Annotated in this window: 24 protein-coding genes and 1 pseudogene; 7 read left to right on the forward strand and 18 right to left on the reverse strand. The window is 70.3% G+C overall.

Annotated elements, in window-relative coordinates:
- Positions 1–5: 5 nt before the first annotated feature.
- The gene (locus OHB41_RS25660; protein WP_266700523.1) at positions 6–1205 is read left to right on the forward strand and encodes a MarP family serine protease; all 1200 of its coding nucleotides are present in this window, start codon (positions 6–8) and stop codon (positions 1203–1205) included.
- Between the two features lie 178 nt (positions 1206–1383).
- Here the strand turns inward: OHB41_RS25660 and OHB41_RS25665 are convergent, their stop codons facing one another.
- The 6 genes from OHB41_RS25665 to OHB41_RS25690 all read right to left on the reverse strand — a co-directional run bounded on the left by OHB41_RS25665 (position 1384) and on the right by OHB41_RS25690 (position 9831).
- A complete protein-coding gene (locus tag OHB41_RS25665) occupies positions 1384–1563 on the reverse strand; it encodes a hypothetical protein (RefSeq protein WP_153289398.1) in 180 nt (59 codons plus the stop codon).
- A 162-nt stretch (positions 1564–1725) separates the two neighbouring features.
- Entirely contained in the window at positions 1726–2676 is a 951-nt protein-coding gene (locus tag OHB41_RS25670; RefSeq protein ID WP_266700524.1) for an alpha/beta fold hydrolase, read from the reverse strand.
- Positions 2673–3149 (reverse strand): phage holin family protein, encoded by a 477-nt coding sequence (locus tag OHB41_RS25675; protein ID WP_266700525.1) that lies wholly within the window; start codon positions 3147–3149, stop codon positions 2673–2675. Before OHB41_RS25675 ends, OHB41_RS25670 begins: the two co-directional genes overlap by 4 nt.
- A gap of 67 nt (positions 3150–3216) precedes the next feature.
- Positions 3217–4626: a Na+/H+ antiporter NhaA gene (nhaA, locus tag OHB41_RS25680; protein ID WP_266700526.1), complete on the reverse strand. Its 1410-nt coding sequence runs from the start codon at positions 4624–4626 to the stop codon at positions 3217–3219.
- Positions 4627–4865: 239 nt separating this feature from the next.
- Positions 4866–6830, reverse strand: coding sequence for an acetate--CoA ligase (gene acs / locus OHB41_RS25685; protein ID WP_266700527.1), 1965 nt, complete (start codon positions 6828–6830; stop codon positions 4866–4868).
- A gap of 559 nt (positions 6831–7389) precedes the next feature.
- Positions 7390–9831, reverse strand: a complete 2442-nt coding sequence (locus OHB41_RS25690) for a bifunctional SulP family inorganic anion transporter/carbonic anhydrase (RefSeq protein WP_266700528.1) — start codon at positions 9829–9831, stop codon at positions 7390–7392.
- 331 nt (positions 9832–10162) lie between these two features.
- Between OHB41_RS25690 and OHB41_RS25695 the strand changes: the two genes are divergently transcribed.
- A complete protein-coding gene (locus tag OHB41_RS25695) occupies positions 10163–11437 on the forward strand; it encodes a polysaccharide deacetylase family protein (RefSeq protein ID WP_266700529.1) in 1275 nt (424 codons plus the stop codon).
- Here OHB41_RS25695 and OHB41_RS25700 read toward each other — a convergent pair.
- A complete protein-coding gene (locus tag OHB41_RS25700; protein ID WP_266700530.1) occupies positions 11427–12407 on the reverse strand; it encodes an ATP-binding protein in 981 nt (326 codons plus the stop codon). The genes OHB41_RS25695 and OHB41_RS25700 overlap by 11 nt on opposite strands.
- Positions 12408–12508: 101 nt before the next feature.
- Between OHB41_RS25700 and OHB41_RS25705 the strand changes: the two genes are divergently transcribed.
- Positions 12509–13333 carry a Fic family protein gene (locus tag OHB41_RS25705; RefSeq protein WP_266700531.1) on the forward strand — a complete coding sequence of 275 codons (825 nt, stop codon included), beginning with the start codon at positions 12509–12511 and terminating at the stop codon, positions 13331–13333.
- Between the two features lie 373 nt (positions 13334–13706).
- On the opposite strand, the gene OHB41_RS25710 is transcribed toward OHB41_RS25705, so the two are convergent.
- Positions 13707–14540 (reverse strand): HAD family hydrolase, encoded by an 834-nt coding sequence (locus OHB41_RS25710; RefSeq protein WP_266700532.1) that lies wholly within the window; start codon positions 14538–14540, stop codon positions 13707–13709.
- Between the two features lie 594 nt (positions 14541–15134).
- Between OHB41_RS25710 and ssd the strand changes: the two genes are divergently transcribed.
- From ssd to OHB41_RS25725, 3 genes and pseudogenes are all read left to right on the forward strand, one after another.
- Positions 15135–16229: a septum site-determining protein Ssd gene (gene ssd, locus OHB41_RS25715; protein ID WP_266700533.1), complete on the forward strand. Its 1095-nt coding sequence runs from the start codon at positions 15135–15137 to the stop codon at positions 16227–16229.
- A gap of 251 nt (positions 16230–16480) precedes the next feature.
- Positions 16481–17089 (forward strand): annotated as a pseudogene (locus tag OHB41_RS25720) (ATPase, T2SS/T4P/T4SS family); the annotation flags it as partial.
- Between the two features lie 214 nt (positions 17090–17303).
- The gene (locus OHB41_RS25725) at positions 17304–17795 is read left to right on the forward strand and encodes a hypothetical protein (RefSeq protein WP_266700534.1); all 492 of its coding nucleotides are present in this window, start codon (positions 17304–17306) and stop codon (positions 17793–17795) included.
- A 113-nt stretch (positions 17796–17908) separates the two neighbouring features.
- Here OHB41_RS25725 and OHB41_RS25730 read toward each other — a convergent pair whose 3' ends face one another.
- The 3 genes from OHB41_RS25730 to OHB41_RS25740 are packed head-to-tail and all read right to left on the reverse strand — an operon-like array spanning position 17909 to position 18451.
- Entirely contained in the window at positions 17909–18079 is a 171-nt protein-coding gene (locus OHB41_RS25730) for a hypothetical protein (RefSeq protein WP_266700535.1), read from the reverse strand.
- Positions 18072–18248 carry a hypothetical protein gene (locus tag OHB41_RS25735; RefSeq protein ID WP_266700536.1) on the reverse strand — a complete coding sequence of 59 codons (177 nt, stop codon included), beginning with the start codon at positions 18246–18248 and terminating at the stop codon, positions 18072–18074. Before OHB41_RS25735 ends, OHB41_RS25730 begins: the two co-directional genes overlap by 8 nt.
- Positions 18245–18451: a hypothetical protein gene (locus OHB41_RS25740; RefSeq protein WP_266700537.1), complete on the reverse strand. Its 207-nt coding sequence runs from the start codon at positions 18449–18451 to the stop codon at positions 18245–18247. The genes OHB41_RS25735 and OHB41_RS25740 overlap by 4 nt, the downstream gene beginning before the upstream one ends.
- 149 nt (positions 18452–18600) lie before the next feature.
- Between OHB41_RS25740 and OHB41_RS25745 the strand changes: the two genes are divergently transcribed.
- On the forward strand, positions 18601–18864 hold the full coding sequence (locus tag OHB41_RS25745; protein ID WP_266700538.1) for a GntR family transcriptional regulator: 264 nt from the start codon (positions 18601–18603) through the stop codon (positions 18862–18864).
- Positions 18865–18930: 66 nt separating this feature from the next.
- Here OHB41_RS25745 and OHB41_RS25750 read toward each other — a convergent pair whose 3' ends face one another.
- From OHB41_RS25750 to OHB41_RS25780, 7 genes are all read right to left on the reverse strand, one after another.
- Positions 18931–19602 carry a collagen-like protein gene (locus OHB41_RS25750; protein ID WP_266700539.1) on the reverse strand — a complete coding sequence of 224 codons (672 nt, stop codon included), beginning with the start codon at positions 19600–19602 and terminating at the stop codon, positions 18931–18933.
- Entirely contained in the window at positions 19599–19865 is a 267-nt protein-coding gene (locus OHB41_RS25755) for a hypothetical protein (protein WP_266700540.1), read from the reverse strand. Before OHB41_RS25755 ends, OHB41_RS25750 begins: the two co-directional genes overlap by 4 nt.
- Before the next feature lie 31 nt (positions 19866–19896).
- A complete protein-coding gene (locus OHB41_RS25760) occupies positions 19897–20166 on the reverse strand; it encodes a hypothetical protein (protein ID WP_266700541.1) in 270 nt (89 codons plus the stop codon).
- A 9-nt stretch (positions 20167–20175) separates the two neighbouring features.
- Positions 20176–20991 carry an N-acetylmuramoyl-L-alanine amidase gene (locus OHB41_RS25765; RefSeq protein ID WP_266700542.1) on the reverse strand — a complete coding sequence of 272 codons (816 nt, stop codon included), beginning with the start codon at positions 20989–20991 and terminating at the stop codon, positions 20176–20178.
- A gap of 62 nt (positions 20992–21053) precedes the next feature.
- Positions 21054–21314, reverse strand: a complete 261-nt coding sequence (locus tag OHB41_RS25770; protein ID WP_266700543.1) for a hypothetical protein — start codon at positions 21312–21314, stop codon at positions 21054–21056.
- Between the two features lie 12 nt (positions 21315–21326).
- The gene (locus tag OHB41_RS25775) at positions 21327–21821 is read right to left on the reverse strand and encodes a hypothetical protein (protein ID WP_266700544.1); all 495 of its coding nucleotides are present in this window, start codon (positions 21819–21821) and stop codon (positions 21327–21329) included.
- The gene (locus OHB41_RS25780; protein ID WP_266700545.1) at positions 21818–22255 is read right to left on the reverse strand and encodes a hypothetical protein; all 438 of its coding nucleotides are present in this window, start codon (positions 22253–22255) and stop codon (positions 21818–21820) included. Before OHB41_RS25780 ends, OHB41_RS25775 begins: the two co-directional genes overlap by 4 nt.
- Between the last annotated feature and the right edge of the window lies 1 nt (position 22256).

The following is a 22256-nucleotide window of genomic DNA, read 5'->3' on the forward strand; positions in this document are numbered from 1 at the left end:
CGTTCGTGAACGTGCTGGACATCCTGCTGCTGGTCGCCGCCGTGTGGTTCGCGATCGTGGGCTACCGCCAGGGCTTCGTCGTCGGCATCCTGTCGGTGATCGGGTTCCTGGGCGGCGGTCTCGTCGCCGTCTACCTGCTCCCCGTCATCTGGGCCGCCCTCACCGACGACGCCACGGTGAGTACGACCGCCGCCGTCGTCGCGGTGGTCGTCGTGATCGTCTGCGCCTCCATCGGCCAGGCCCTCACCACGCACCTGGGCAACAAGCTGCGCCGGTACATCACCTGGTCCCCGGCCCGCGCCCTGGACGCGACGGGCGGCGCCCTCGTCAACGTCGTCGCGATGCTCCTGGTCGCCTGGCTGATCGGCTCGGCCCTCGCCGGCACGACGCTGCCGACACTCGGCAAGGAGGTCCGCGGCTCCAAGGTGCTGCTCGGGGTCTCACGCGCGCTGCCCTCCCGGGCCGACACCTGGTTCGCCGACTTCTCCTCGGTTCTCGCGCAGAACGGTTTCCCTCAGGTCTTCAGCCCCTTCGCGAACGAACCGATCACCGATGTCCAGCCCCCCGACCCGGCGCTCACGAACAGCCCCGTCGCCGTCCGCGCCCGGGATTCCATCGTCAAGGTGATGGGGACCGCGCAGAGCTGCGGCAAGGTCCTGGAGGGCACCGGCTTCGTCTTCGGCAACCGGCGGGTGATGACCAACGCGCACGTGGTCGGCGGCGTCGACGAGCCCACCGTCCAGATCGGCGGCGAGGGCAGGAAGTACGACGCCAAGGTCGTCCTGTACGACTGGGAGCGCGACATCGCCGTACTCGACGTACCGAACCTGAACGCTCCGGCCCTGCGGTTCACCAGCCGGGACGCGGGCAGCGGCGACAACGCGATCGTCGCCGGCTTCCCGCAGAACGGCGCGTACAACGTCCAACCCGCGCGCGTGCGCGGCCGGATCACGGCCAACGGTCCGGACATCTACCATCGCAAGACCGTGCGCCGCGACGTCTACTCGCTCTACGCGACCGTCCGGCAGGGGAACTCGGGCGGCCCGCTGCTCACGTCCGACGGCAAGGTGTACGGAGTGGTCTTCGCGAAGTCCCTCGACGACGCCAACACCGGATACGCCCTCACCGCCGACGAGGTCCAGCCGGACGTCACCCAGGGTCGTGCGGCCAACCAGCAGGTCGACAGCGACAGCTGCGCGCTCTGACGGCGACCCTCGAATCCGTCCGCCGCCCGACGCGTCCGCCACACCGCCACGGCGTTCGGTACGTCCCTCGGGGCGGCCGGACCGATCGGGTGTCCGCACGATCGGGGCGAGCGGATGAATCAGGGTGAGCGTGTGACCGGACGACCGGGGTGAGCGGGTCGCCGGGCGTGGCGGCGGTTCAGCCGCGCGGATGGCGCAATCGCACCGAGACCCAGCGGGCCCGACGGCGCAGAATGCGCGGGATTCCCACCTGGAGGCCCGTGCCCGGCAGCTGCGGGGTGCCCCTCTGATGGGAGCTCAGGCCCGTGGCCGAGCGGCGGTTGCGTGGTGCGTCACTGTAGTCGTGCGTCCAGCCCATACCCCGACGTCTGCCCCTGCCCCAAGGTCGATAACCACGCCTCGGGCCCCCAATTGGCCTATGCGCGAGGCATTTGGCTGTTCGTAGGACAGACGTTCCCCTTCGCGTACCGCGCGCGATCGGACGGTCACCGAAGGGGGTCGCCGACTGGCCGAAAACGACCTACCGGTCGGGCTCGGGATCCTGCAGCCAGTTGACGAGTTCGGTCGAGAACGCCACCGGGTCCTCCTCGTGGGGGAAGTGGCCGAGACCGTCGAACAGCCGCCAGCGGTACGGGGCTTCGACGTACTCCCCGGAACCCGCGGCACTCCGCGTCCGCATGACGGGGTCGAGCGAGCCGTGCAGATGCAGCGTCGGCACCCGAACGGGCCGTTTCATACGCCGGTTGAACTGGATCCCGTCCGGGCGGGCCATGGACCGCACCATCCACCGGTACGGCTCGACGGAGCAGTGCGCCGTCGAGGGGATGCACATGGCGCGGCGGTAGTTGTCCACGGCCTCGTCGTCCGGCAGTCGCGGCCCCGACCACTCCCGCAGCAGACGGCCCACCAGGGCACCGTCGTCCGCGACGAGTTGGCGTTCGGGAATCCAGGGACGCTGGAACCCCCAGATGTACGAACTCGCCGAGGTCTGCCTGACGTCGGAGAGCATCGCCGAACGCCAGCGCCGGGGATGCGGCATGGAGGAGACGACGAGCCGGCGCACCAGCTTGGGGCGCATCACGGCCGCCGTCCACGCCAGGTAGCCGCCCAGATCGTGCCCGACCAGCGCGGCGTCGGGTTCCCCGAGGGACCGTACGACCCCGGTGATGTCGAGCGCGAGGTTGGCGGGGTCGTAGCCGCGCGGAGTGCGATCGCTCCCGCCGACACCCCGCAGGTCCATGGCGACGGCCCGGAACCCGGCGTCGGCGAGCGCCACCAGCTGCCGGCGCCAGGTCCACCAGAACTGGGGGAACCCGTGCAGCAGCAGGACCAGTGGCCCGTCGCCCATCTCGGCGATGTGGAAGCGCGCGCCGTTGGCGGCGACGTCCCGGTGGGTCACCTCTTTGGCGCCGGGGATGTCGAGCCGTACGACCGAGGTGGGTTGCGCCGAAGGTGTGGCGGGGTCCGTCATGAGGATGAGCGTGCCACAGCTTCCAGGGCGTCCTCGACCGGTGCCGGCCGGGGGTGCGGCTTGGCGTTCTGCAGGACGCCCGCCGTTTCCTTCACCGAGGCGGCGACCTTCTGCGGTCCCTTGCCCTTCTTGGCCTTCTTCGCGAAGACCACACCGATCAGCGCGAGGACGCCGGCGACCAGCACGTTCGCCGCGAACGACAGGACGAAGCAGATCGCGAGGTTCCAGGCGGTCCAGGTCCGGATGCCGTACGCCAGTGCGAAGCTCAGCATGGGGAGGGAGAAGATCAGCACCGCCCCGGCCGCCGTGAACGCGCCACCGCTGGTCGCACCGCGCTTGACGTCCCGCTTGAGCTGCGCCTTCGCCAGTGCGATCTCGTCGTGCACCAGTGCGGACATCTCGGTCGTCGCCGAGGCGACCAGCTGGCCGATGCTGCGTTCGGCGCCGACCGGGCTGCCGTCGGGTGCGCTCATCGCGGACTCCCTCTTCTGCATGTGTGTACCGTCTGGCTTCTGCGGGTGTTTGTGTCGTCTGGTCAGATCATGCCGGACGGTCGTTCTCCCCGCTTGCCCCGCCCGTCACTTCGGCAAGCCTTCGGTGCTCGGCGGCCTTCCGTTCGTGGATTTCGGCCATCCGCAGGTGGTACGCCGGGTTGTCCTGCTCGTAGATGTCGGGGATGCCGTCGCTGTCCTCGTCGCGCTCCTCCGCCTCGCACAGCGCACGGTACTTGGCGTTGCGTATCTTCAGCAGCGCCGTGGCGAGTACGGCCGCGATGAGCGAGCCCACCAGGACGGCGGCCTTGACCTCGTCGGTGAGCGCCGGGTCCTTGGCGAAGGCCAGTTCGCCGATGAGCAGGGAGACGGTGAAGCCGATCCCGGCGAGGCTCGCGACGGCGAAGACGTCGGGCCAGGCCAGGTCGTCGCTGAGCGAGGCCCTGGTGAACCGGGCCGTGAGCCAGGTGCCGCCGAAGACGCCGACCGACTTGCCGACCACGAGTCCGAGGACGACACCGAGCGTCTCGGGTCGTGTGAACACGTCCGCCAGCGCCCCGCCGGAGACCACGACACCCGCGCTGAACAGCGCGAACAGCGGCACCGCGAGTCCGGCGGAGAGAGGCCGCACGAGATGCTCGACGTGCTCGCCGGGCGAGTGTTCCTCGCCCTCGTGCCGGTGACAGCGCAGCATCAGGCCCATGGCGACACCGGCGATGGTGGCGTGGACGCCGCTGTTGTACATCAGCCCCCAGATGACGAGGGCGAGCGGCACGTACACGTACCACCCTCGTACGCCCTTGCGCAGGAGCACCCAGAACACGCCGAGCCCGACGACGGCCCCGCCGAGCGCGGCGAAGTCGAGGGTGTCGGTGAAGAAGACCGCGATGATCAGGATCGCGAGCAGGTCGTCGACGACGGCGAGGGTGAGCAGGAAGGCGCGCAGCGCGGACGGCAGGGACGTGCCGATGACCGCGAGCACGGCGAGCGCGAAGGCGATGTCGGTGGCGGTGGGTACGGCCCAGCCGGCCAGGGATCCTTTGCCCGCGACGTTGGTGAGGGCGTAGACGAGCGCGGGGACGGCCATTCCGCAGACCGCCGCGGCGACCGGCAGCAGCGCGGCCTTCGGGTCGCGCAGGTCCCCCGCCACCAGTTCGCGCTTGAGCTCGATACCGGCGACGAAGAAGAACACGGCGAGCAGTCCGTCGGCCGCCCAGTGCTCCACGGACAGATTCAGTCCGAGGGCCGCGGGCCCGAAGTGGAAGTCGCCCACGGTGGTGTAACTGTCCCGCAGGGGAGTGTTGGCCCAGATCAGCGCGGCGATCGCGGCGACGAGCAGGAGGACGCCGCCGACGGTCTCGGTTCGCAGCGCCTCCGCCACGAAGTTCCGCTCGGGCAGCGACAGCCGTCCGAGAAACCTTCGGTTGCTGGTGGTGCTGCTGGCACGGGGCGCGGCCACGGCGGGGACCTCCGGGTCGGTACGACTCGCTGACGACCGTCAGGCGGGGTCGCCGACGACGTTGCCGACCAGACTTCCCGGCACACCCTGAGGCCTCAGTTTACCTTGTCATTACAGACCGATAATGCGCCATACGGACATACGGGATGAAGGGTTCCGGGGGAGGGTGTGGACGCTCGGGTGTGGGGGCACGCGCGGTGCCCCCACACCGAGACCGGGGCGGGAGAGCGGGGGAGCCCTCAGTCCTCGCTGGGCACCGCCGGCAGCTTCTCCTGGATCAGTTCCATCACCGTGGAGTCCGTGAGCGTGGTGACGTCCCCGAGCTCCCGGTTCTCCGCCACGTCACGCAGCAACCGCCGCATGATCTTCCCGGAACGGGTCTTCGGCAGCTCCGCGACCGGCAGCACCCGCTTGGGCTTGGCGATCGGCCCCAGCGTCGCTCCCACGTGGTTGCGCAGGCCGGCGACGAGACCGGCGTCGTCCGCGGAGGCCGTTCCCCGCAGGATCACGAACGCCACGATCGCCTGCCCGGTCGTCTCGTCCGCCGCGCCGACCACCGCGGCCTCGGCGACCGCCGGATGCGACACGAGCGCCGACTCGACCTCCGTGGTCGAGATGTTGTGCCCGGACACGAGCATCACGTCGTCGACCCGTCCGAGGAGCCAGATGTCCCCGTCCTCGTCCTTCTTGGCGCCGTCCCCGGCGAAGTACTTTCCCTCGAAACGCGACCAGTACGTGTCGAGGAACCGCTGGTCGTCACGCCAGATCGTCCGCAGCATCGACGGCCACGGTTCGGTCAGCACGAGGTACCCGCCGCCCCCGTTGGGAACCTCCTGGGCCTCGTCGTCGACGACCGTCGCAGAGATGCCCGGCAACGGCCGCTGCGCCGACCCCGGCTTGGTCTCGGTGACTCCCGGCAGCGGCGAGATCATCATCGCGCCGGTCTCGGTCTGCCACCACGTGTCCACGATCGGCGTCCGGTCCGCCCCGATGTGCTTGCGGTACCAGATCCACGCCTCGGGGTTGATCGGCTCGCCCACGGACCCGAGGACCCGCAGCGAGGACAGGTCGAACTTCGCGGGGATGTCGTCGCCCCACTTCATGAACGTACGGATCGCGGTGGGCGCGGTGTAGAGAATCGTCACCCCGTACTTCTGCACGATCTCCCAGAACCGCCCCTGGTGCGGGGTGTCCGGCGTTCCCTCGTACATCACCTGCGTCGCGCCGTTCGAGAGCGGCCCGTACGTGATGTACGAGTGCCCGGTGACCCAGCCGATGTCGGCCGTGCACCAGTACACGTCGGTCTCCGGCTTGAGGTCGAAGACGGCGTGGTGGGTGTACGAGGCCTGCGTGAGGTAGCCGCCCGAGGTGTGCAGGATGCCCTTCGGCTTTCCCGTCGTCCCGGACGTGTACAGGATGAACAGCGGCTGCTCGGCGTCGAACGCCTCCGGCGTGTGCTCGGCGGACTGGCGGTCGACGATCTCGTGCCACCAGACGTCGCGGCCCTCGGTCCAGTCGACCTCCTGCCCGGTGCGGCGCACCACCAGCACCTTGTCGACCCCGTCGACCCGGCTCACCGCGTCGTCCACGGCCGGCTTGAGCGCGGACGGCTTGCCGCGGCGGTAACCGCCGTCGGAGGTGATGACCAGCTTGGCGTCGGCGTCCTGGATGCGGGTGGCGATCGCGTCCGCGGAGAACCCGCCGAAGACGACCGAGTGCGCGGCTCCGATCCGGGCGCAGGCCAGCATCGCGACGACGGCCTCGGGGATCATCGGCAGATAGACGGCGACCCGGTCGCCCTTGCCCACGCCCAGCTCGATCAGGGCGTTGGCGGCCTTGGACACCTCGTCCTTCAGCTCGGCGTAGGTGATCGCGCGGCTGTCACCCGGCTCGCCCTCGAAGTGGAGGGCGACCCGGTCGCCGTTCCCGGCTTCCACGTGCCGGTCCACGCAGTTGTACGCGACGTTCAGCTTCCCGTCGGCGAACCACTTGGCGAACGGCGGGTTCGACCAGTCCAGCGTCTCGGTCGGCTCGGTGGCCCAGGTCAGGCGGCGGGCCTGCTCGGCCCAGAAGCCGAGCCTGTCAGCCTTGGCCTGCTCGTACGCCTCCGCGGTGACATTGGCGTTCGCTGCCAGGTCGGCGGGCGGCGCGAACCTGCGCTCTTCCTTCAGCATGTTGGCGATGGACGGACGCTCGTTACTCATTCCCAAGACTCCCAACACGCGGACAACGACGTCGCATGGTGTAGACCAATTTCCGGGCCGTCCGAATCTACCGGCCGTTCCCGCGTCCTGGTCAACCCCTGTCCGATCCTGGCACCTACAACCGTTGTGAGCACAGGGGGTGTCGTGTGTCGGCCTCCCCACACGCAAAACTGCCCCCAGGAGTGCGAGGGCAGCGAGGGCGGAAGCGGGTGGGGACAAGGTGCCCCGTGTGCGGTCCGCCCCCATCCTCGGGGGCGCTCGCACACCGAGGCCGGACCGGCATGGGTCAGTCCTGGACCCCGAGGAACATCGGGCGGGAAGGACGGGGAGAAAGGGCCGGTGGGAAGGCCGGCAATGCGAGGCGAGCAATGCGATTCCGGCGGTGCGGAGTCGGCAACCGGAGGTGGGGGCCGGAGGCCGGTGGCGCGGCGCACCGGCGAATCCGTCCGCGCCGATCGGCACGCCGCACCCCGGCCGAATAAACCCGTTCGGCGCGCGCCCGACGGGACCGGCAGATGGTGCGCGACCCCGTCGACCGGGGCCGCGCACCACGGCGGGCTCACGCGGGACGGCGCAGATCCTGCGTCGCTCCGACGTGATCGAACAGCTCGCCGCCGTCTTGGTCGACCAGCAGATACGCCTGTGCCTCGCCGACGTGGAAGTACATCCCGTGCAGTTCGAGCGCGCCCTCCCGCAGGGCCCGTGTCACGGAGTCGTGGGCGCGGAGGTGCTCCAACTGCTGCACCACGTTGGTCAGGCACAGCTGTTCCACCGCGTCGGCCGGGGCCCGTCCGGCGAGCCTGGCCCGCGGCTGCTCCTCGGCGGCCATCCGCTCCAGGCTGGGCAGCCCGTGCCGCAGCCACCGCTTGAGGGGCGTCTGCGCTCCGCCGGGCTCCGAGCTGAGCAGGGCCTGCATCGCCCCGCATCCCGAGTGCCCGCACACCGTGATGGACCGCACATGCAGCACGTCCACCGCGTACTCGATCGCCGCGGCCACCGAATCGTCACCGCTCTCCTCCCCGGGCCTCGGTACGAGATTGCCCACGTTGCGTACGACGAAGAGGTCGCCGGGGCCACTGGAGGTGATCATCGAGGTGACGAGCCGTGAGTCGGCGCAGGTCAGGAACAGCTGTGAGGGTTGCTGCCCTTCTCGTGCCAGCCGTGCCAGCTCGTCCCGCACCAGGGGCGCGGTGTTGCGCTGGAACGCGCTGATGCCACGGGCGAGTTGGTGGTCACTGCGTCCACGGTGATCGCCCGATCCGCTCTGCCCGGAGGAACCCGCCGCTCGGCCCGGCTCGCCGGAACCACCGGACTCGCCAGGCCCATCCGGTGCGCTCGACTCGCCCGACCGGCCGCCGGGGGACCCGGACTGCGGGTTGGTGGAGGGCTCGCAGTGGTGGTTGCGCCAGGGTGTCCAGGGCCGGCAGCGGCAGTGCGACGAGTCCGAGGGCTCGGCGATCCGGGCGCCGGCCCGTCCGGTCAGCTCGACCGTGCCGCCCTGCGCGAAGTGCGCCTGTTGCCAGTCCTGCAGCGACTCGTACGCCGCGTGGTCCATGAACGAACCGTCCAACTCGACGACGACGGACGCGCCTCGGGGTACCAGGTGCAGGGTGCGGCTGAGCCTGGGCACCGCGAGGAAGGTCAACTGGCCGCAGACGTGGATGTGATGGACTCCTCCTCTTTCCTCGTGGGTGACGCGGGTGCGCGCGAGGCGGTGCATGGCGACGACGACGGCCACGGCGACCCCCAGCGCCACGCCCTCCAGAACTCCGAGGAGCACGACGCCGAGCGTGGTGACCGCGTACACCAGTACCTCGCGGTGGCGGGTGACCGTGCGGATGTGGTGCAGGGAGACCATCTGGATGCCGACGGCCATCACCAGGGCGGCGAGCGACGCGAGGGGGATCAGCTCCAGGATCGGGACCATCAGCAGCGCGGCGATCACTACGAAAACGCCGTGCAGCATCGTGGAGTTCCGGCTCACGGCACCGGCTTGCACATTCGCCGAACTGCGGACGGCGACGCCGGCGACGGGCAGCCCACCGAGCGCGCCGGAGACGGCGTTCGCGGCGCCCTGCCCGAGCAGCTCCCGGTCCAGGCGGGACCGGCCCACCCGGGCCTGCAGCTCGGGGCGCCCGGCCACCAGCTTGTCCACGGCCACGGCACCGAGCAGCGACTGCACACTGCACACCAGCGCGGTGGTGAGGACGGCGGCGGCGATCCCGAGCACCGGCCCCTCGGGCAGCCCGGCCAGGGCGTGGCTGCTCCAGGACGGCAGGTCGACCTTGGGCAGGACCAGCCCGGCGAGCGAGGCGGTCGCGGTGGCCCCGGCGACGGCGACGAGCGCGGCGGGAACGATGCGCAGGGTGCGTCCGACCCGACCGGGAATCCGCGGCCAGGCGAACAGGAGCGCCAGTGTCAGCACGCTCATCGACACCGCCCCGGGATGCACGTGCGCCAACTGGGCGGGCAGGGCGCGGAAGTTCTCGAGGACGGAACTCTGCGGGGTGCCGCCCAGTACGACGTGCAACTGGGCGATGGCGATGGTCACGCCGATCCCCGCGAGCATGCCGTGCACGATGGCGGGGCTGACGGCGAGCGCCGTGCGGGCGACGCGCAGGCAGCCGAGGCCCAGTTGGGCGAGTCCGGCGAGGACGGTGATGGCGCAGGTCGTGCGCCATCCGTAGCGGTGGATGAGCTCGGCGGTGACGACCGTGAGCCCGGCGGCGGGCCCGCTCACCTGGAGCGGTGAGCCGCCGAGCCGGCCGACGACGAGTCCGCCCACGGCGGCGGCGACCAGCCCCGCCTGGAGCGGGGCGCCGGTGGCGAGGGCGATACCGAGGGACAGGGGCAGCGCGATCAGGAAGACCGCGATCGAGGCCGACAGATCGGCGCCCGCGATACGGAATCGGCGGGGCGGAACCGGCGGGCGGCTGTGGGGCGGGTGGATGGGCTTCGGCCGAGTCGAGTCGGCGGCGCGGGTGGGGACGCAGGCAGACATTCCCGTCTCCTCCGGGGCAGCGCGGTCGCGGAACAGGTGGTCCCAAGCCAGGAAGGCGGGGGAGGATCGCGGCCGTGGGTCACGGCGTGCAGCGGCGGGATTTTCAACGATCGGTAAATAGATCGTAATGCAGAGTAAAGGCGTTGTGCGGACGTTACTCGCAAATGGGGCAAGAAGTCACCTTCAAGGGTGAACGGGTCTCTATATCGGCTTGTCGTAATTATTCGGTCTCGGGCTCGTGCGACCTTGGCGGCGCTGTCGGAATTCGCCGCAGATCTCCCAGGACGCCCTCGACGGCGTTGCCCCGACCGAAGGAAGAAGGTGGACGGAGATGGCCGCCACCCAGAGGATCGCCGTGGGGGTAGCACTCGCCGCGGCCTGTGCCGCGGCGCTCGCCGGTTGCGCCACCGGCACCACCGGATCCAAGGAGGGTGCGCACGGCGCGAAGGAGGCTGTCGCGGGGGCCCACGCACCCCAGGGCGCCGTAGGGCTGATCGGTGACGGCTCCACCGCGTACACCGGGGCGCAGCCGCACCTGCCCAGACCCGAGAAACTGAAGCCCGGGAAGAAACCCCCGCAGTTCGTGGTCTTCTCGTGGGACGGCGCCGTCGAGGACAGCCAGAAGCTCTTCTCGCACTTCCGGAAGATCTCCAAGGCCAACCGGGCGACGATGACGTACTTCCTGAGCGGCGTGTACCTGCTGCCGGAGGCCAAGCGCGACCTGTACAGGCCGCCGAAGCACTCGCCGGGCACCTCGGAGATCGGCTTCAACGACGACGAGGGCATCAGGAACACCCTGCAGCAGCTGCGTGGCGCGTGGCTGGAGGGCAACGAGATCGGTACGCACTTCAACGGCCACTTCTGCGGGCCGGGGGGCGGCGTCGGTGACTGGTCGGTCGAGGAGTGGAAGAGTGAGATCGCCCAGGCGAAGTCCTTCGTGAAGTCCTGGAAGACCAACACGGGCATGAAGAGCGCCCCCGCGCTGCCCTTCGACTACGACAAGGAGCTCATCGGCGCCCGCACGCCCTGCCTGGAGGGGCAGAAGAACTTCGTGAAGGCGGCCCGGCAGCTGGGCTTCCGCTACGACACCAGCGGTGTCGACAACCAGGTCTGGCCCAAGAAGAAGGACGGCCTGTGGGACCTGTCCATGCAGCTCGTGCCCTTCGCCGGGCACTCCGGCGAGCAGCTCACCATGGACTACAACTTCATGGTCAACCAGTCGGGGACCCAGACCCAGGGCGACCCCCACAAGCGGGAGCTCTGGGGCGACCAGGTGCGTGACAGCCTGCTCAAGGGCTTCCGGCGCGCCTACAACAGCAACCGCGCCCCGCTGGTCATCGGCAACCACTTCGAGTCCTGGAACGGCGGCACCTACATGCGCGCCCTCGACCAGGTCATCGGATACGTATGCAACAAGCCCGACGTCCGCTGCGTCTCGTTCCACCGGCTCGCCGACTGGCTCGACGCCCAGGACCCGGCCACGCTCGACAAGCTGCGCGGCCTCAACGTCGGCGAGGCCCCCAAGCGGGGCTGGGCGTCCTTCCTCTCCGGTCGCCCCGCCCCCGCTCCGAAGGGCGTCCCCGGGGCGCCGGCGGTCAAGCCGTAGCCACCAGTCCCTCCCCGAGTACGAAACCGGGGTCGACCTGCGCCGCCAGGTCCGCCCCGGTCCTCTCGTTGCCCCAACTGCTCGCGTTCTTCAGGTGGAAGTGCACCATCTGACGCGTGTAGCGCTCCCAGTCCCGCAGTTCGTACATGGCGTCCGCGGCGACCTGCAGGGTGCGCAGGGAGCGGCGGTTGGCGTCCTCCAGGTACTCGAACCGAGGCGGGCGGCCCTTCTCCATGGCGCGCACCCAGTCCGAGTGCCCGACCGTGACCAGGAGGTCGTCACCGACCTCGGCACGGAGGAAGTCGATGTCGTCCTGGCTCTGCACCTTGTTGCCGACGACCTTCAGGGCGACGTTGAAGTCCCCGGCGTAGTCTTTGTACTGGCGATAGACGGAGACTCCCTTCCGGGTGGGCTCGGCGACGAGGAACGTCATGTCGAAGCGGGTGAACATGCCGGACGCGAAGGAGTCGGAGCCAGCGGTCATGTCGACGACGACGTACTCGCCCCTGCCGTCGACGAGATGGTTCAGACAGAGCTCCACCGCGCCGGTCTTGGAGTGGTAGCAGGACACCCCGAGATCGGCCTCGGTGAACGGACCGGTGACCATCAAACGGGCGTCGCCGCCGTCGAGTTCCACCGGCCGCGCGCAGGCGTCGTACACCGGGTTGTTCTCCCGCACCCGCAGCAGCCGTGAACCCTCGCCGGGCGGGGTCGTCTTGATCATCGTCGCGGTGGACGCGATCCGTTGGTTGGAACCGCGCAGGTAGTCCTTGATCAGGGGTAGCCGGGCGCCCATGGCGGGCAGACCCGCGGCCACCTCCTCGTCGAGCCCGAGTGCGGCCCCGAGATGCTGGTTGATGTCGGCGTCCACCGCGACGACCGGCGCCCCCGAGGCGGCGAGATGGCGGACGAACAGGGCGGACAGCGTGGTCTTGCCGCTGCCGCCCTTCCCCACGAAAGCAATTTTCATGTTCACCAAGAGTAGTGGAATGATGGCTCAGGGTGCTCGTGCGGGGTGAAGAAGACCACTCCTTCGTGGGGCGGGCGGCCGGGGTGCGTAGTGTCGTACTCATGAGTACGACAGGCGCGACCGCCGATCCGCTCGCGACCCTGGCTTCGCTGCCCGGGGTGGCCGAATCCGTGGAGTCCGTCCGCAAGGCGGTGGACCGGGTCTACGGGCACCGGATCATGCGACGTCGCAGCAACGAGATCACCTCCGAGGCCGCGCTGCGCGGCGCACGTGGCTCCGCGGCGCTGTCCGGCGCCGACTGGGCCCTCGAAGAGGTACGCCGCCGCACCGACTTCAGCGGGGACGACGAGGCCCGCAAGGTCGGCGCGGCCCTCCGGCTGACCGCCGAGTCGGGCCAACTCCTCTCCATCTGGCGGCAGTCGCCCCTCCGGGTGCTGGCGCGGCTGCATCTCGTCGCGGCCGCGGACGGGGAGGACGCGGTCGGCCGGCCGCGCCAGGACGGCGAACCGGTCGACGAGCCGCTCGTCGAACTGCCGCTGCCGGGCGCCGCCGAGGTGGCGGGCCGGCTGGAGGGGCTCTCTCAGCTGATCATCGCCGGCGGCGCGGCCCCGGCACTGGTCACGGCGGCCGTCGTGCACGGCGAACTGCTCGCCCTGCGCCCCTTCGGGACCCATAACGGCCTGGTCGCGCGCGCGGCGGAGCGCATCGTGCTGATCGGCAGTGGACTCGACCCGAAGTCCGTCTGCCCGGCGGAGGTCGGTCACGCCGAACTGGGCCGCGCGGCGTATCTGGCGGCCCTGGAGGGTTACGTCTCGGGTACCCCGCAGGGTATGGCGGCCTGGATCACCCACTGCGGCAAGGCGGTCGGACTGGGGGCCAGGGAGTCGACGGCCGTCTGCGAGGCGCTTCAGCGCGGGGCGGCTTAGGTCCTGGAACAGGGTTGCGGCGGTACGAGTTCTCGTACCGCCGCTGGCATGCTCACCGGGTTACCAAGCGTCCTCGATGTGTTGCCCATCAGGTCGGGAACTGCTGCCCGTCACCTGGTGCGGCTGGCCCGTAATCGACGGGTCGACGTCGCGTGGGTGCCTGGTGCGCATGCTCGGTCCGTGGGGCCTTGGTTGAGTTTTAAGGTGATCCTTTCGGATGTCCTTGGTCTCGCGGGCCGTTAAAACCTTTCTACTCCAGGTCCGGAGGAAGCGGAACCCCTGGCTGCACTTCTTTACTTTCAGGTTCAAAAGCCTGCGAATCGGGCCGTAATTTGCTCCGCACGCGCCCACGGGACGCACGTGCGCGGCGTCCTCACAGCGCCGTCGCGCGCCGCCTGCTCGCGTACCAGACGAGTCCCGCCGTGGCCGCCGCCGCACCTATCGCCGCGGCCGCGACCAGGGCCGGGCGCTGCGGCACCGACAGCGCGGGCAGCCGCTGCTTGAGCCGCACCGGGCGGTGGAAGTCCAGAACGGGCCACCCGCGCGCGGCTGCCTCGCGCCGCAGCGTGCGGTCCGGGTTCACCGCGTGGGGGTGCCCGACGGACTCCAGCATCGGGACGTCGGTCGCCGAGTCGCTGTACGCGTAGCACCGCGCCAGGTCGTATCCCTCGGACTTTGCCAGTTCCCTCACCGCCTCGGCCTTCGTCGGCCCGTAGGCGTAGTACTCCACCTCGCCGGTGAAGCAGCCGTCCTCGCCCACGACCATCCGGGTGGCCACCACCCGGTCGGCGCCGAGCAGCTCCCCGATGGGCTCGACCACCTCCGCGCCCGACGTGGACACGATCACCACGTCGCGTCCGGCGGTGTGGTGCTCCTCGATGAGCGAGGCGGCCTCGTCGTAGATGATGGGGTCGATCAGGTCGTGCAGCGTCTCGGCGACCATCTCCTTGACCTGCTGGACGTTCCAGCCGCGGCAGAGCGCGGACAGGTAGGCGCGCATCCGCTCCATCTGGTCGTGGTCCGCGCCGCCCGCCATGAACACGAACTGGGCGTATGCGGTGCGCAGGACGGCCCTGCGGTTGATCAGCCCGCCTTGGTAGAACGACTTGCTGAACGTGAGCGTGCTCGACTTCGCAATGACCGTCTTGTCCAGGTCAAAGAAGGCAGCTGTGCGAGGCAAGGAGTGGTTTTCCACGAGCCCGAGCATAGGCGCCCGCCATTCGGGCTACCTTGGGGCGCGTGGGTTTGCCTGAGAGGGCTCTCGGGTACACCATGGAAGTCACGGATCGTTCGCGACCGTGCTAACCCGGTCCGACTCCTCCCCCCCCGAGTCGGCCGTGGGGACGACCCCCGCTCTCCCCCCCGGCGGGGGTCGTCGCATGTCCGGATGGGTTTTTCCCCTCTCTTGCGCGGCCCCGGAACCCTGTTGCCACCGCTGCGGCGGCCCTTTTGGCGTACCCATGATCCGTCACCGTGTGTAGCTGTCACGCTGCTCTGTGAAACTCGCGCGATGCGCTCCGGTTTGGGTGAACGCGATATTCACAACCACTGAGTTGTCCACAGTTATCGACCAAGATCCACACGATTTCCTGGATCGCTGCACCGTGATTGCAGCGCGTCCCGCTCGCGGCGAGTTCCTCGCGGCAAGTTCACGCCCGGTTCCGTTTGTGGGACGCGTTTGGCCGGTTCGTACCGGCCGTTCATATGGAGGCCGCTTGCCGGTTCTCCGCACGGGCGGGAATCGCGGGTCCCAGGGACCCCGCGGGCTCCGCGCAAGCAGCAGCGAAGGGGGCTGGAGATCGTGGCGGGAGCCATCACACACGACGTGCCACCCGCCGCCGACGGGCGGCAGGGCGGACCATTGATCGTCACGGAGGACGTCGAACTCCTCGATGACCTGCTGCGCCTGTGCGCGGCGGCGGGTGCGAGGCCGGAGGTGCACCACGGTGTGCCGGAGCGCGGGGGCAGCTGGGAGGCGGCACCGCTGGTACTGGTCGGCGACGACGCCGCACGGCGGGTGCGCGGCGCCGTGCGCAGGCGGGGGGTGGTGCTGGTCGGGCGGGACCAGGACGACTCGGGCGTCTGGCGGAGGGCCGTCGAGATCGGCGCCGACCATGTCCTGATGCTGCCTGACGGCGAGCAGTGGCTGGTCGACCGCATCGCCGATGTGGCCGAGGGCGTGGGCCGGCCCGCGCTCACGGTGGGCGTGATCGGCGGCCGGGGCGGCGCGGGTGCGTCCACGCTCGCCTGCGCGCTCGCCGTCACCTCGGCGCGCGAGGGACGCCGCACCCTGCTCGTGGACGCCGATCCCCTGGGCGGCGGACTCGACGTACTGCTCGGCGGAGAGGCGGTGGAGGGCCTGCGCTGGCCGGCGTTCGCCGCCTCCCGCGGCCGGGTCGGCGGTGGCGCGCTGGAGGAGTCCCTGCCCGAACTGCACGCGCTGCGCGTCCTCAGCTGGGATCGCGGTGACTCCGTCGTCGTCCCGTCGCAGGCGGTCCGCGCCGTTCTGGCCGCGGCCAGACGGCGGGGCGGCGCGGTGGTCGTGGACCTGCCCCGCCGTGTCGACGACGGAGTCGCGGAGGCCCTCGCCCAGCTCGACCTGGGACTGTTGGTGGTCCCCGCCGACCTGCGCGCGATCGCGGCGGCAGGACGGGTGGCGTCCGCGGTCGGCATGGTCCTGCGCGATCTGCGGGTGGTGGTCCGGGGTCCCTACGCTCCGGGACTCGACGACCGCGAGGTGGCCCGGTTGCTCGGGCTGCCACTGGTCGGTGAAGTGCCCGCCGAATCCCCGCTGCTGGACGCCGGCGTGCCACCCGGCGGAGCGGTACGGGGGCCACTCGCCCGGTTCTGCACCGCCTTCTGGGATCGGGTGGCGAGGGAGGGCGGGGGCGCATGAACGGGCGCATGAACCGGGACACCGTGGCGAGGACGCGAGCCGCGGCGCCGGGAGGATTCGCGGCGCCGGGCCGAGCCGAGGATCCGCCGGCGCGGACACGGCGGACGGCAGTGGCGGCTGGGCCTGCGGGGCCTACAGGACCGCCGGGTCTATTAGGTCCGTCAGAGCCATCAGGTCCGTCAGGCCCGCGTGGGCGTACGGGGTCCGTGGGGCCGGGCGGCAGGGCCGGACCGTCAGGAGCCGTGGGGCGCATGGGGCCCACGGGACGCACGGAGCTGTTGGACGGTGTACGGCAGTGGCTCGCCGAGAGCGGGTCGGAGCCCACACCGGCACGCGTGGCACAGGCCCTGCGCGCACAGGGCCGCGTCCTCGGTGACGCCGAAGTGCTCGGGGCGGCCCGGCAGTTGCGCTCGGAACTGGTCGGCAGCGGACCTCTGGAACCGCTGCTCGCCGACCCGTCGGTCACCGACGTCCTGGTGTCGGCGCCCGATCGGGTCTGGGTCGACCGGGGCGGCGGTCTGGAACTGACGGCGGTCTCCTTCCCGGACGCGGCGGCCGTACGACGCCTCGCGCAGCGCCTCGCGGCCGTGGCCGGACGCAGGCTCGACGACGCGCGCCCCTGGGTCGACGCCCGGCTACCGGACGGCACCCGGCTGCACGCGGTGCTGCCACCGGTCGCCGTCGGCTCCACCTGCCTGTCGCTGCGCGTCGTACGCCCCCGCGCGTTCACGCTCGACGAACTGGTGGCCGCCGGCACGGTGCCGCCCGGCGGGGACCGTGTGCTGCGGGCCCTGCTGGAGGCCCGGTTGTCCTTCCTGATCAGCGGGGGTACCGGCTCGGGCAACCCCAATGTGGCTTCGTACCACCACTGGAAGGATCTTGTTCGGGAGGCCGGGTTAACCGATCGGTTAACCTCGCTGACCTGCGGTTTTGTGGTCCAATTCGGCGCTGCTCGTGCTCGCCTTCGAATCCAAGGTTGGGCGCAAAACGGCCCCGGCCGGGGGTGATCCGGCCGGGGCCTGTCTGCAGGTTCAGCGAATAGGTGAGAAGTCGGGACGTCAAACGCGGTTCTCCATGACGATGATCCTTCGCGCGGCCTGGGGAGGGCCGCCCAAGGTTGGGGGATCCATGAGGAAAAGGCTGGCCGTTTCGATCGGGATAACCGCTGTGCTGCTCTCGGGTTGCAGCGACGGCCCGAAGGACGAGGACAAGAGTCTCGATCAGCTGAAGGCGGAGCGGGATGCGCGCGAGAGTGCTGATCCCAGCCTCAAGGACGTGCGGGTCTGCACGGCACTCGTGACGGCGCGGATCGTCACGGGGTGGCGGCAGGCAATCAACGCTGGGATCGGCGACGAGAGCAGCCAGCTGGCGCGCGAGTTCGACAAGACGTACCTCCCGGGAAGCCCCGAGTACGACAGCTTCATCCAGCGCTTCCAGGAGGGGGTGCCAGTGTTGACCAAGGAGATCGCGCTCAAGAAGCGAGACCGGGAGGAGGTTCTGATCGAGCAGACCGCGGAGGTGTCCAAGTTTGTGAAGCAGGACTGCACCGTCGCATACAAGAAGTAGGCCCCGACCGGATGGCGTCCGGCCGGGGCCTTGTGCGGCCGCCCCCTCTTCGCCGACGAACAGGGGCGCCGCACGCCGGTGCTGGTCCCGCTACGTCCCCAGCGCCGGGAGTCTCACCAGCTCTTCTTCTGGTACGCGTGCCAGTGGGCGCCGGCGTGGCCGACGGGCTTGGTGCAGTGGAGATGCGTGGGCGCGTGCTCCGCCCAGCAGTAGCCGGCGAGGCCGCGGGGCCCGGTCGGTGCAGGCGGGTTGCCCTTCGGTGGCGCCTGCTTGCCTTCAGCCATGACGGGTCCCCCTCTCGGCCCGCTGCGCGGTTGACCACTCCTGGAGAAGTGCGCCGGCCTGCGGGCACTCGCGCTCCGGGACGGAGCGGCAGGAGCGGCAGCCGGAGCAGTGGTCCAGCAGGGCCCCGTACTCCACGGGCGCGATCGGCTGTACGGATGGGGCGCTCACGACTTCACGCCCTCGCCGAGCGGGACCAGGTGGCGCTGCTCGCGGCACGGCGCGCACGCCCACAGCGGGATGGGCGGCGCGCTGTTGCGCTCGATCGCGTCGACTATCACCGCGGTCTCGGATGGCCCCTTGTGCCAGTCGCATCGACGGGCGACCGGTTCCTGCTCTGTGCTCTGCGGCAGGGTGTGCGTATCGTCTGGCATGTCGACTGCTCCCTCGAAGCGTCGTCCAAGCCCCGGGCCGGTGACACGGCCGCGGGGGTTTTCTTCTTCACCCGTATAGACCGTACTACCCCCTGCTACCCCCGTGGCTAGCTATGGTGACCCACCTTTACCCGCCTACTTTCTGGATCATGAGCATTGACCGGGAGGGGCCCGTACCTCCGTACAGGCAGATCGCCGCAGCGCTCCGCACCCAGATCAGCGACGGCACGATCCCCGTCGGCCGCCGCATCCCCTCCCTGGTGCAGCTGGAGCAGACCTACGGCGTAGCCCGGGACACCCTGCGCAAGGCCGTGCAGCTGCTGAAGGACGAGGGGCTCGTCGAGACCGTGAGCGGCATGGGCGTCTTCGTGATCGCGGCACCCGCGGGCGGTGCCGACGAGACGGCCGGCTGACCCCGGACGCACGAAAGCGGCCCCGCCCTCCCGAAGGAGAGCAGGGCCGCTTTTCGTGTCAGGGAGTCATGCGTACTGGCGACGGGTGGGGTCGAGACCGAGTGAGAAAAGGCCGCCGCTGCTTGGACTGTCAGTCGGCTGAGGCGCACCGTCCTTTCGGCATACCAGGGCGTCCGGGTCGTCGGCCGGGGCCTGCCAGCTGTAGCCCGTCGGGCACGCCTGCCCATCCTTGCCGTCCTCGCCCGCGGGCCCCTGCTCGCCCTGCGGTCCGGCCGGCCCCGGGTCGCCCTGCGGTCCTGGTGGTCCTGCCGACCCGTCGACGCCGGGGGCGCCGTTCTGCCCGACGCCGTTTTGCCCGTCCTGGCCTGGCGAGCCAGACGGCCCCGGCGTGCCGGGCGTTCCAGATGGGCCGGGGTCGCCCTTCGGGCCGGGCGGTCCGGGTATCGGGACGGGGACCGCTGCACGGTCGGGCAGATCCTTGACGGCCTTGGTCGGGTCCGGGGCAACCGGCGTCCCGCCCTTGGCCTTCACCTGTTGCCGCAGTGCCCGGACATCCCCGGCAAGGGTGGATACGGCGGTGCCGCGCAGGTCGGCCTCGGCGGCGAGCTGGTCGGCGCGCGCCGCTTCGGACTGGACGCGCACGTACACCAGGAGCACGGCGCCGGTGAGGGCCAGAAGGAACGCGAGGAGAGCTATGGGCTTCCACCTCCGGGCGAGGACCCGCTCGGTGCGCGTCACGGTGCGCCTCCCAGCGTCTGTACCAGCAGCTTCAGGCGTGCCGTCTCCGCTCGCTCCGCGGCCAGCTCGAGGCGCAGGGCGGCCAGGTCGGCGCGCAGCTCCTTGCGTTCTTCCTGCAGTTGGTCCGTGAGCGAGTTGAAGCCCGTCACCGCGTTGCCCTCCCTCTGGGATCGCCCGGCGACCTTCGAGCCGTACATGGCTGCCGCCCCGGCCACCGCGGCGCTGCCGATCACGCCGATTGCTGTGACGAGGGCGGCGTCCATGCCACCTCCAAGACGCTCGCACTGTGCAGGGTTAGACGCTTGCCGCGGTCGACGCGCTGTTCTTGGCGCCGACGACGCGCGCGAACAGGCCCTTCACGAGCGAGCCGGCCGCGGCGATCCCGGCTGCGCCGACCGTCTGCCAGAACGAGGCGGAGAACATGCTCGCCGGGCCAGCCGCGAGAGCGACACCTCCGGCCGCGGTGAGGAACGTCCAGATGACGCGCTCGGCGAGGTCTCTCGCGTAGGTCTTCGCGGTCCTGACGACGGTCTCGGCGTCGCCGGGCAGGGTGAACTCGGGCATGGTGCTACCTCACTTCTTGGGGAGCTTGAGGACCTGGCCGATGGCGATGTCGTCGGCGTTCTTCAGGTGGTTGAGGGTGGCGATCTCCTGCCACCGGTTGCCGTCGGCGAGCTTCGAGGCGGCGATGGACCAGAGGGTGTCGCCGCGGGCGACGGTGTACGAGATGGTCGCGTCCGGCGACCAGGACGCGGGGTGCTTCAGCCGCTCGTCGACGTCGGCGCGCAGCTGCTTCATGGAGAACGTGAACCGGCCGCGCGAGCCGTAGCCCTCGACCGGGCCCTTCGGGTCGATCTTCCCCTCGACGCTGGTCTCCAGGTGGCCGGCGACCGAGCCCGCACCCCAGGCGTGGTGGCGGCAGATCGCCGCGTTCCAGCGGACCCACGCGTCGTACTGGTCGCGGGTGTAGACGTCCTTGCCGTTGCCGAGGTTCTCCGTCTCGACGCCGTACAAGCAGTCGTTGCCGTCGACGGTGCTGGACTTGTCCTGCCTGGGCAGGGCCTTCTCTGCGGTGAGCGCGCTGATGACGTTCGCGGCGGCGAGGCCGGCGTGGTTGGCGCGGTGGCAGGACACCATGACGGCGATCCCGCTCTTGGGCAGGAAGGTGTGGCAGAGGGGCGCGGGCAGGTTCGGCGCCCCGTCCACGGCGACGGCGCGCAGGCTGTTGCTGCCCGCCGTGTGGTGGTTGAGGACGCCGTGGACCGGGCCGAAACTCTTGCCGGTGGCGGCGTCGCGGCCGCGGGTGGTCCAGCCGTCGTACTCGGTGAACTTGACGCCCTCGGCCTTGAGAGCGGCGCGCCACTGCGCGGGGGTCATGGGTGTGGCCATGGGTTCTCCAGGCATAGAGAAAGCCCCGGCCATCTGGCTCGGGGCGGCATGTGAGGGGTGGGTCAGGTGGCCGGCGTCTCCGCGTCCGGGACCGGGTCGGGAGCCGGGGGCTGGGCGGCGTCGAGTATCACGTCGTCTTTCTCGTGACGGGTGATCCTCGCGGTGTACACCTCGGACTCGTTGCGGCTTTCGAGGTCGGCCTGGAGGACCGCGGCGAGCTGCCAAAGCACGGACTCCGGGCCGCTCCAGCCGGGACACTCGATGGTGTGCAAGTTGTCGTACTTGGTGCCGGCGGTGACGGTGTAGCCGGTGACCTCGGCCATAGGGGCTGCTCCTTAGGAGGCTGCTTCGTAGGTGCCGGTGACGCGGAACTCATCGGACGCAGCCCAGGCGAAGGGGACGCCCGTGGCGATGTTGGCGGTGCTGCCGGACTGGGCGAAGAAACGTGCGGCGGTGTCGTTGCTGCCGACCTGCCCGACGCCCACGTAGTTCGCGCCGGCTGACGAGTCGAAGAAGCGCAAGAGCGCGTTGCCCGTCGTCGACTTCGTGGCGCTGGGAAAGGGGATCGTGATGTTCCAGCTGCCGGTCCCGTAGGTGCTGGTCGAGCCCATGAACATGGTGGCCTCGAAGTGCACGGTGCGGCCGACTTTCATGTAGCGACCGTTGATCGTCCCGTTGCCGATGGCCGGGGCGGTACCGGTCGCACCCCACACCGGGGTGTACGTCGACCAGGCGCCGAAGAAGCTGTTGAACTGATCGCGGATCTCCTGGTTGAGGGTGGCCGCCGCGACGACCTCGCCCACGACCCAGGTCCTCGGGGCGAACGTCATGCCGCCTTACCTCCTTCGGATCGGGGGTCGGTCGGCTCCTCGGCGGTCCGGTCCCACGTGCCGTCGTCGTCGGGGTTCCACCAGTTCCGTTCGTGCGGCAGCTCGTCGGCAACGGAGGCCTCCGCGGCCGCCGGGTCCTCGGGGAAGATCAGGGCGAACCAGCCTGCTCCGCAGTCCGTGCAGGCCATGCGCGGGTCCGCCGGGGTGACGATCTGCGCGGACCCGCACGGACAGTCGGCGACCCACCGGTTGTGGTTGATCCGGGCAAAGATCTTCTGCCCGATGACGAATCCGGCGGGCGGGACCAGGCGCCGCTGCTGGCGCAGCTCGACCCAGCGGAACACCCGCTCGGCCAGCGGTACCAGGTCCCAGGCCGTGGGCGGCTGGTTGGGGGGTGGCAGGTAGAACGTCTCGGCGCGCACGACGGCGACCACG

Source organism: Streptomyces sp. NBC_01571 (assembly GCF_026339875.1).
Classification (GTDB): Bacteria; Actinomycetota; Actinomycetes; order Streptomycetales; family Streptomycetaceae; genus Streptomyces.

Bases quoted from the DNA above. Each gene is read 5' to 3' on its own strand.
- OHB41_RS25740 (WP_266700537.1), bottom strand. From the start codon at position 18,451: ATGCCAGACGATACGCACACCCTGCCGCAGAGCACAGAGCAGGAACCG.
- OHB41_RS25670 (WP_266700524.1), bottom strand. From the start codon at position 2,676: ATGACGGACCCCGCCACACCTTCGGCGCAACCCACCTCGGTCGTACGG.
- OHB41_RS25710 (WP_266700532.1), bottom strand. From the start codon at position 14,540: ATGCTCGGGCTCGTGGAAAACCACTCCTTGCCTCGCACAGCTGCCTTC.
- OHB41_RS25665 (WP_153289398.1), bottom strand. From the start codon at position 1,563: ATGGGCTGGACGCACGACTACAGTGACGCACCACGCAACCGCCGCTCG.
- OHB41_RS25690 (WP_266700528.1), bottom strand. From the start codon at position 9,831: ATGTCTGCCTGCGTCCCCACCCGCGCCGCCGACTCGACTCGGCCGAAG.
- OHB41_RS25675 (WP_266700525.1), bottom strand. From the start codon at position 3,149: ATGAGCGCACCCGACGGCAGCCCGGTCGGCGCCGAACGCAGCATCGGC.
- OHB41_RS25730 (WP_266700535.1), bottom strand. From the start codon at position 18,079: ATGGCTGAAGGCAAGCAGGCGCCACCGAAGGGCAACCCGCCTGCACCG.
- OHB41_RS25760 (WP_266700541.1), bottom strand. From the start codon at position 20,166: ATGCCCGAGTTCACCCTGCCCGGCGACGCCGAGACCGTCGTCAGGACC.
- acs (WP_266700527.1), bottom strand. From the start codon at position 6,830: ATGAGTAACGAGCGTCCGTCCATCGCCAACATGCTGAAGGAAGAGCGC.
- OHB41_RS25745 (WP_266700538.1), top strand. From the start codon at position 18,601: ATGAGCATTGACCGGGAGGGGCCCGTACCTCCGTACAGGCAGATCGCC.
- OHB41_RS25705 (WP_266700531.1), top strand. From the start codon at position 12,509: ATGAGTACGACAGGCGCGACCGCCGATCCGCTCGCGACCCTGGCTTCG.
- OHB41_RS25755 (WP_266700540.1), bottom strand. From the start codon at position 19,865: ATGGACGCCGCCCTCGTCACAGCAATCGGCGTGATCGGCAGCGCCGCG.
- OHB41_RS25765 (WP_266700542.1), bottom strand. From the start codon at position 20,991: ATGGCCACACCCATGACCCCCGCGCAGTGGCGCGCCGCTCTCAAGGCC.
- OHB41_RS25700 (WP_266700530.1), bottom strand. From the start codon at position 12,407: ATGAAAATTGCTTTCGTGGGGAAGGGCGGCAGCGGCAAGACCACGCTG.
- OHB41_RS25695 (WP_266700529.1), top strand. From the start codon at position 10,163: ATGGCCGCCACCCAGAGGATCGCCGTGGGGGTAGCACTCGCCGCGGCC.
- OHB41_RS25775 (WP_266700544.1), bottom strand. From the start codon at position 21,821: ATGACGTTCGCCCCGAGGACCTGGGTCGTGGGCGAGGTCGTCGCGGCG.
- OHB41_RS25770 (WP_266700543.1), bottom strand. From the start codon at position 21,314: ATGGCCGAGGTCACCGGCTACACCGTCACCGCCGGCACCAAGTACGAC.
- OHB41_RS25725 (WP_266700534.1), top strand. From the start codon at position 17,304: ATGACGATGATCCTTCGCGCGGCCTGGGGAGGGCCGCCCAAGGTTGGG.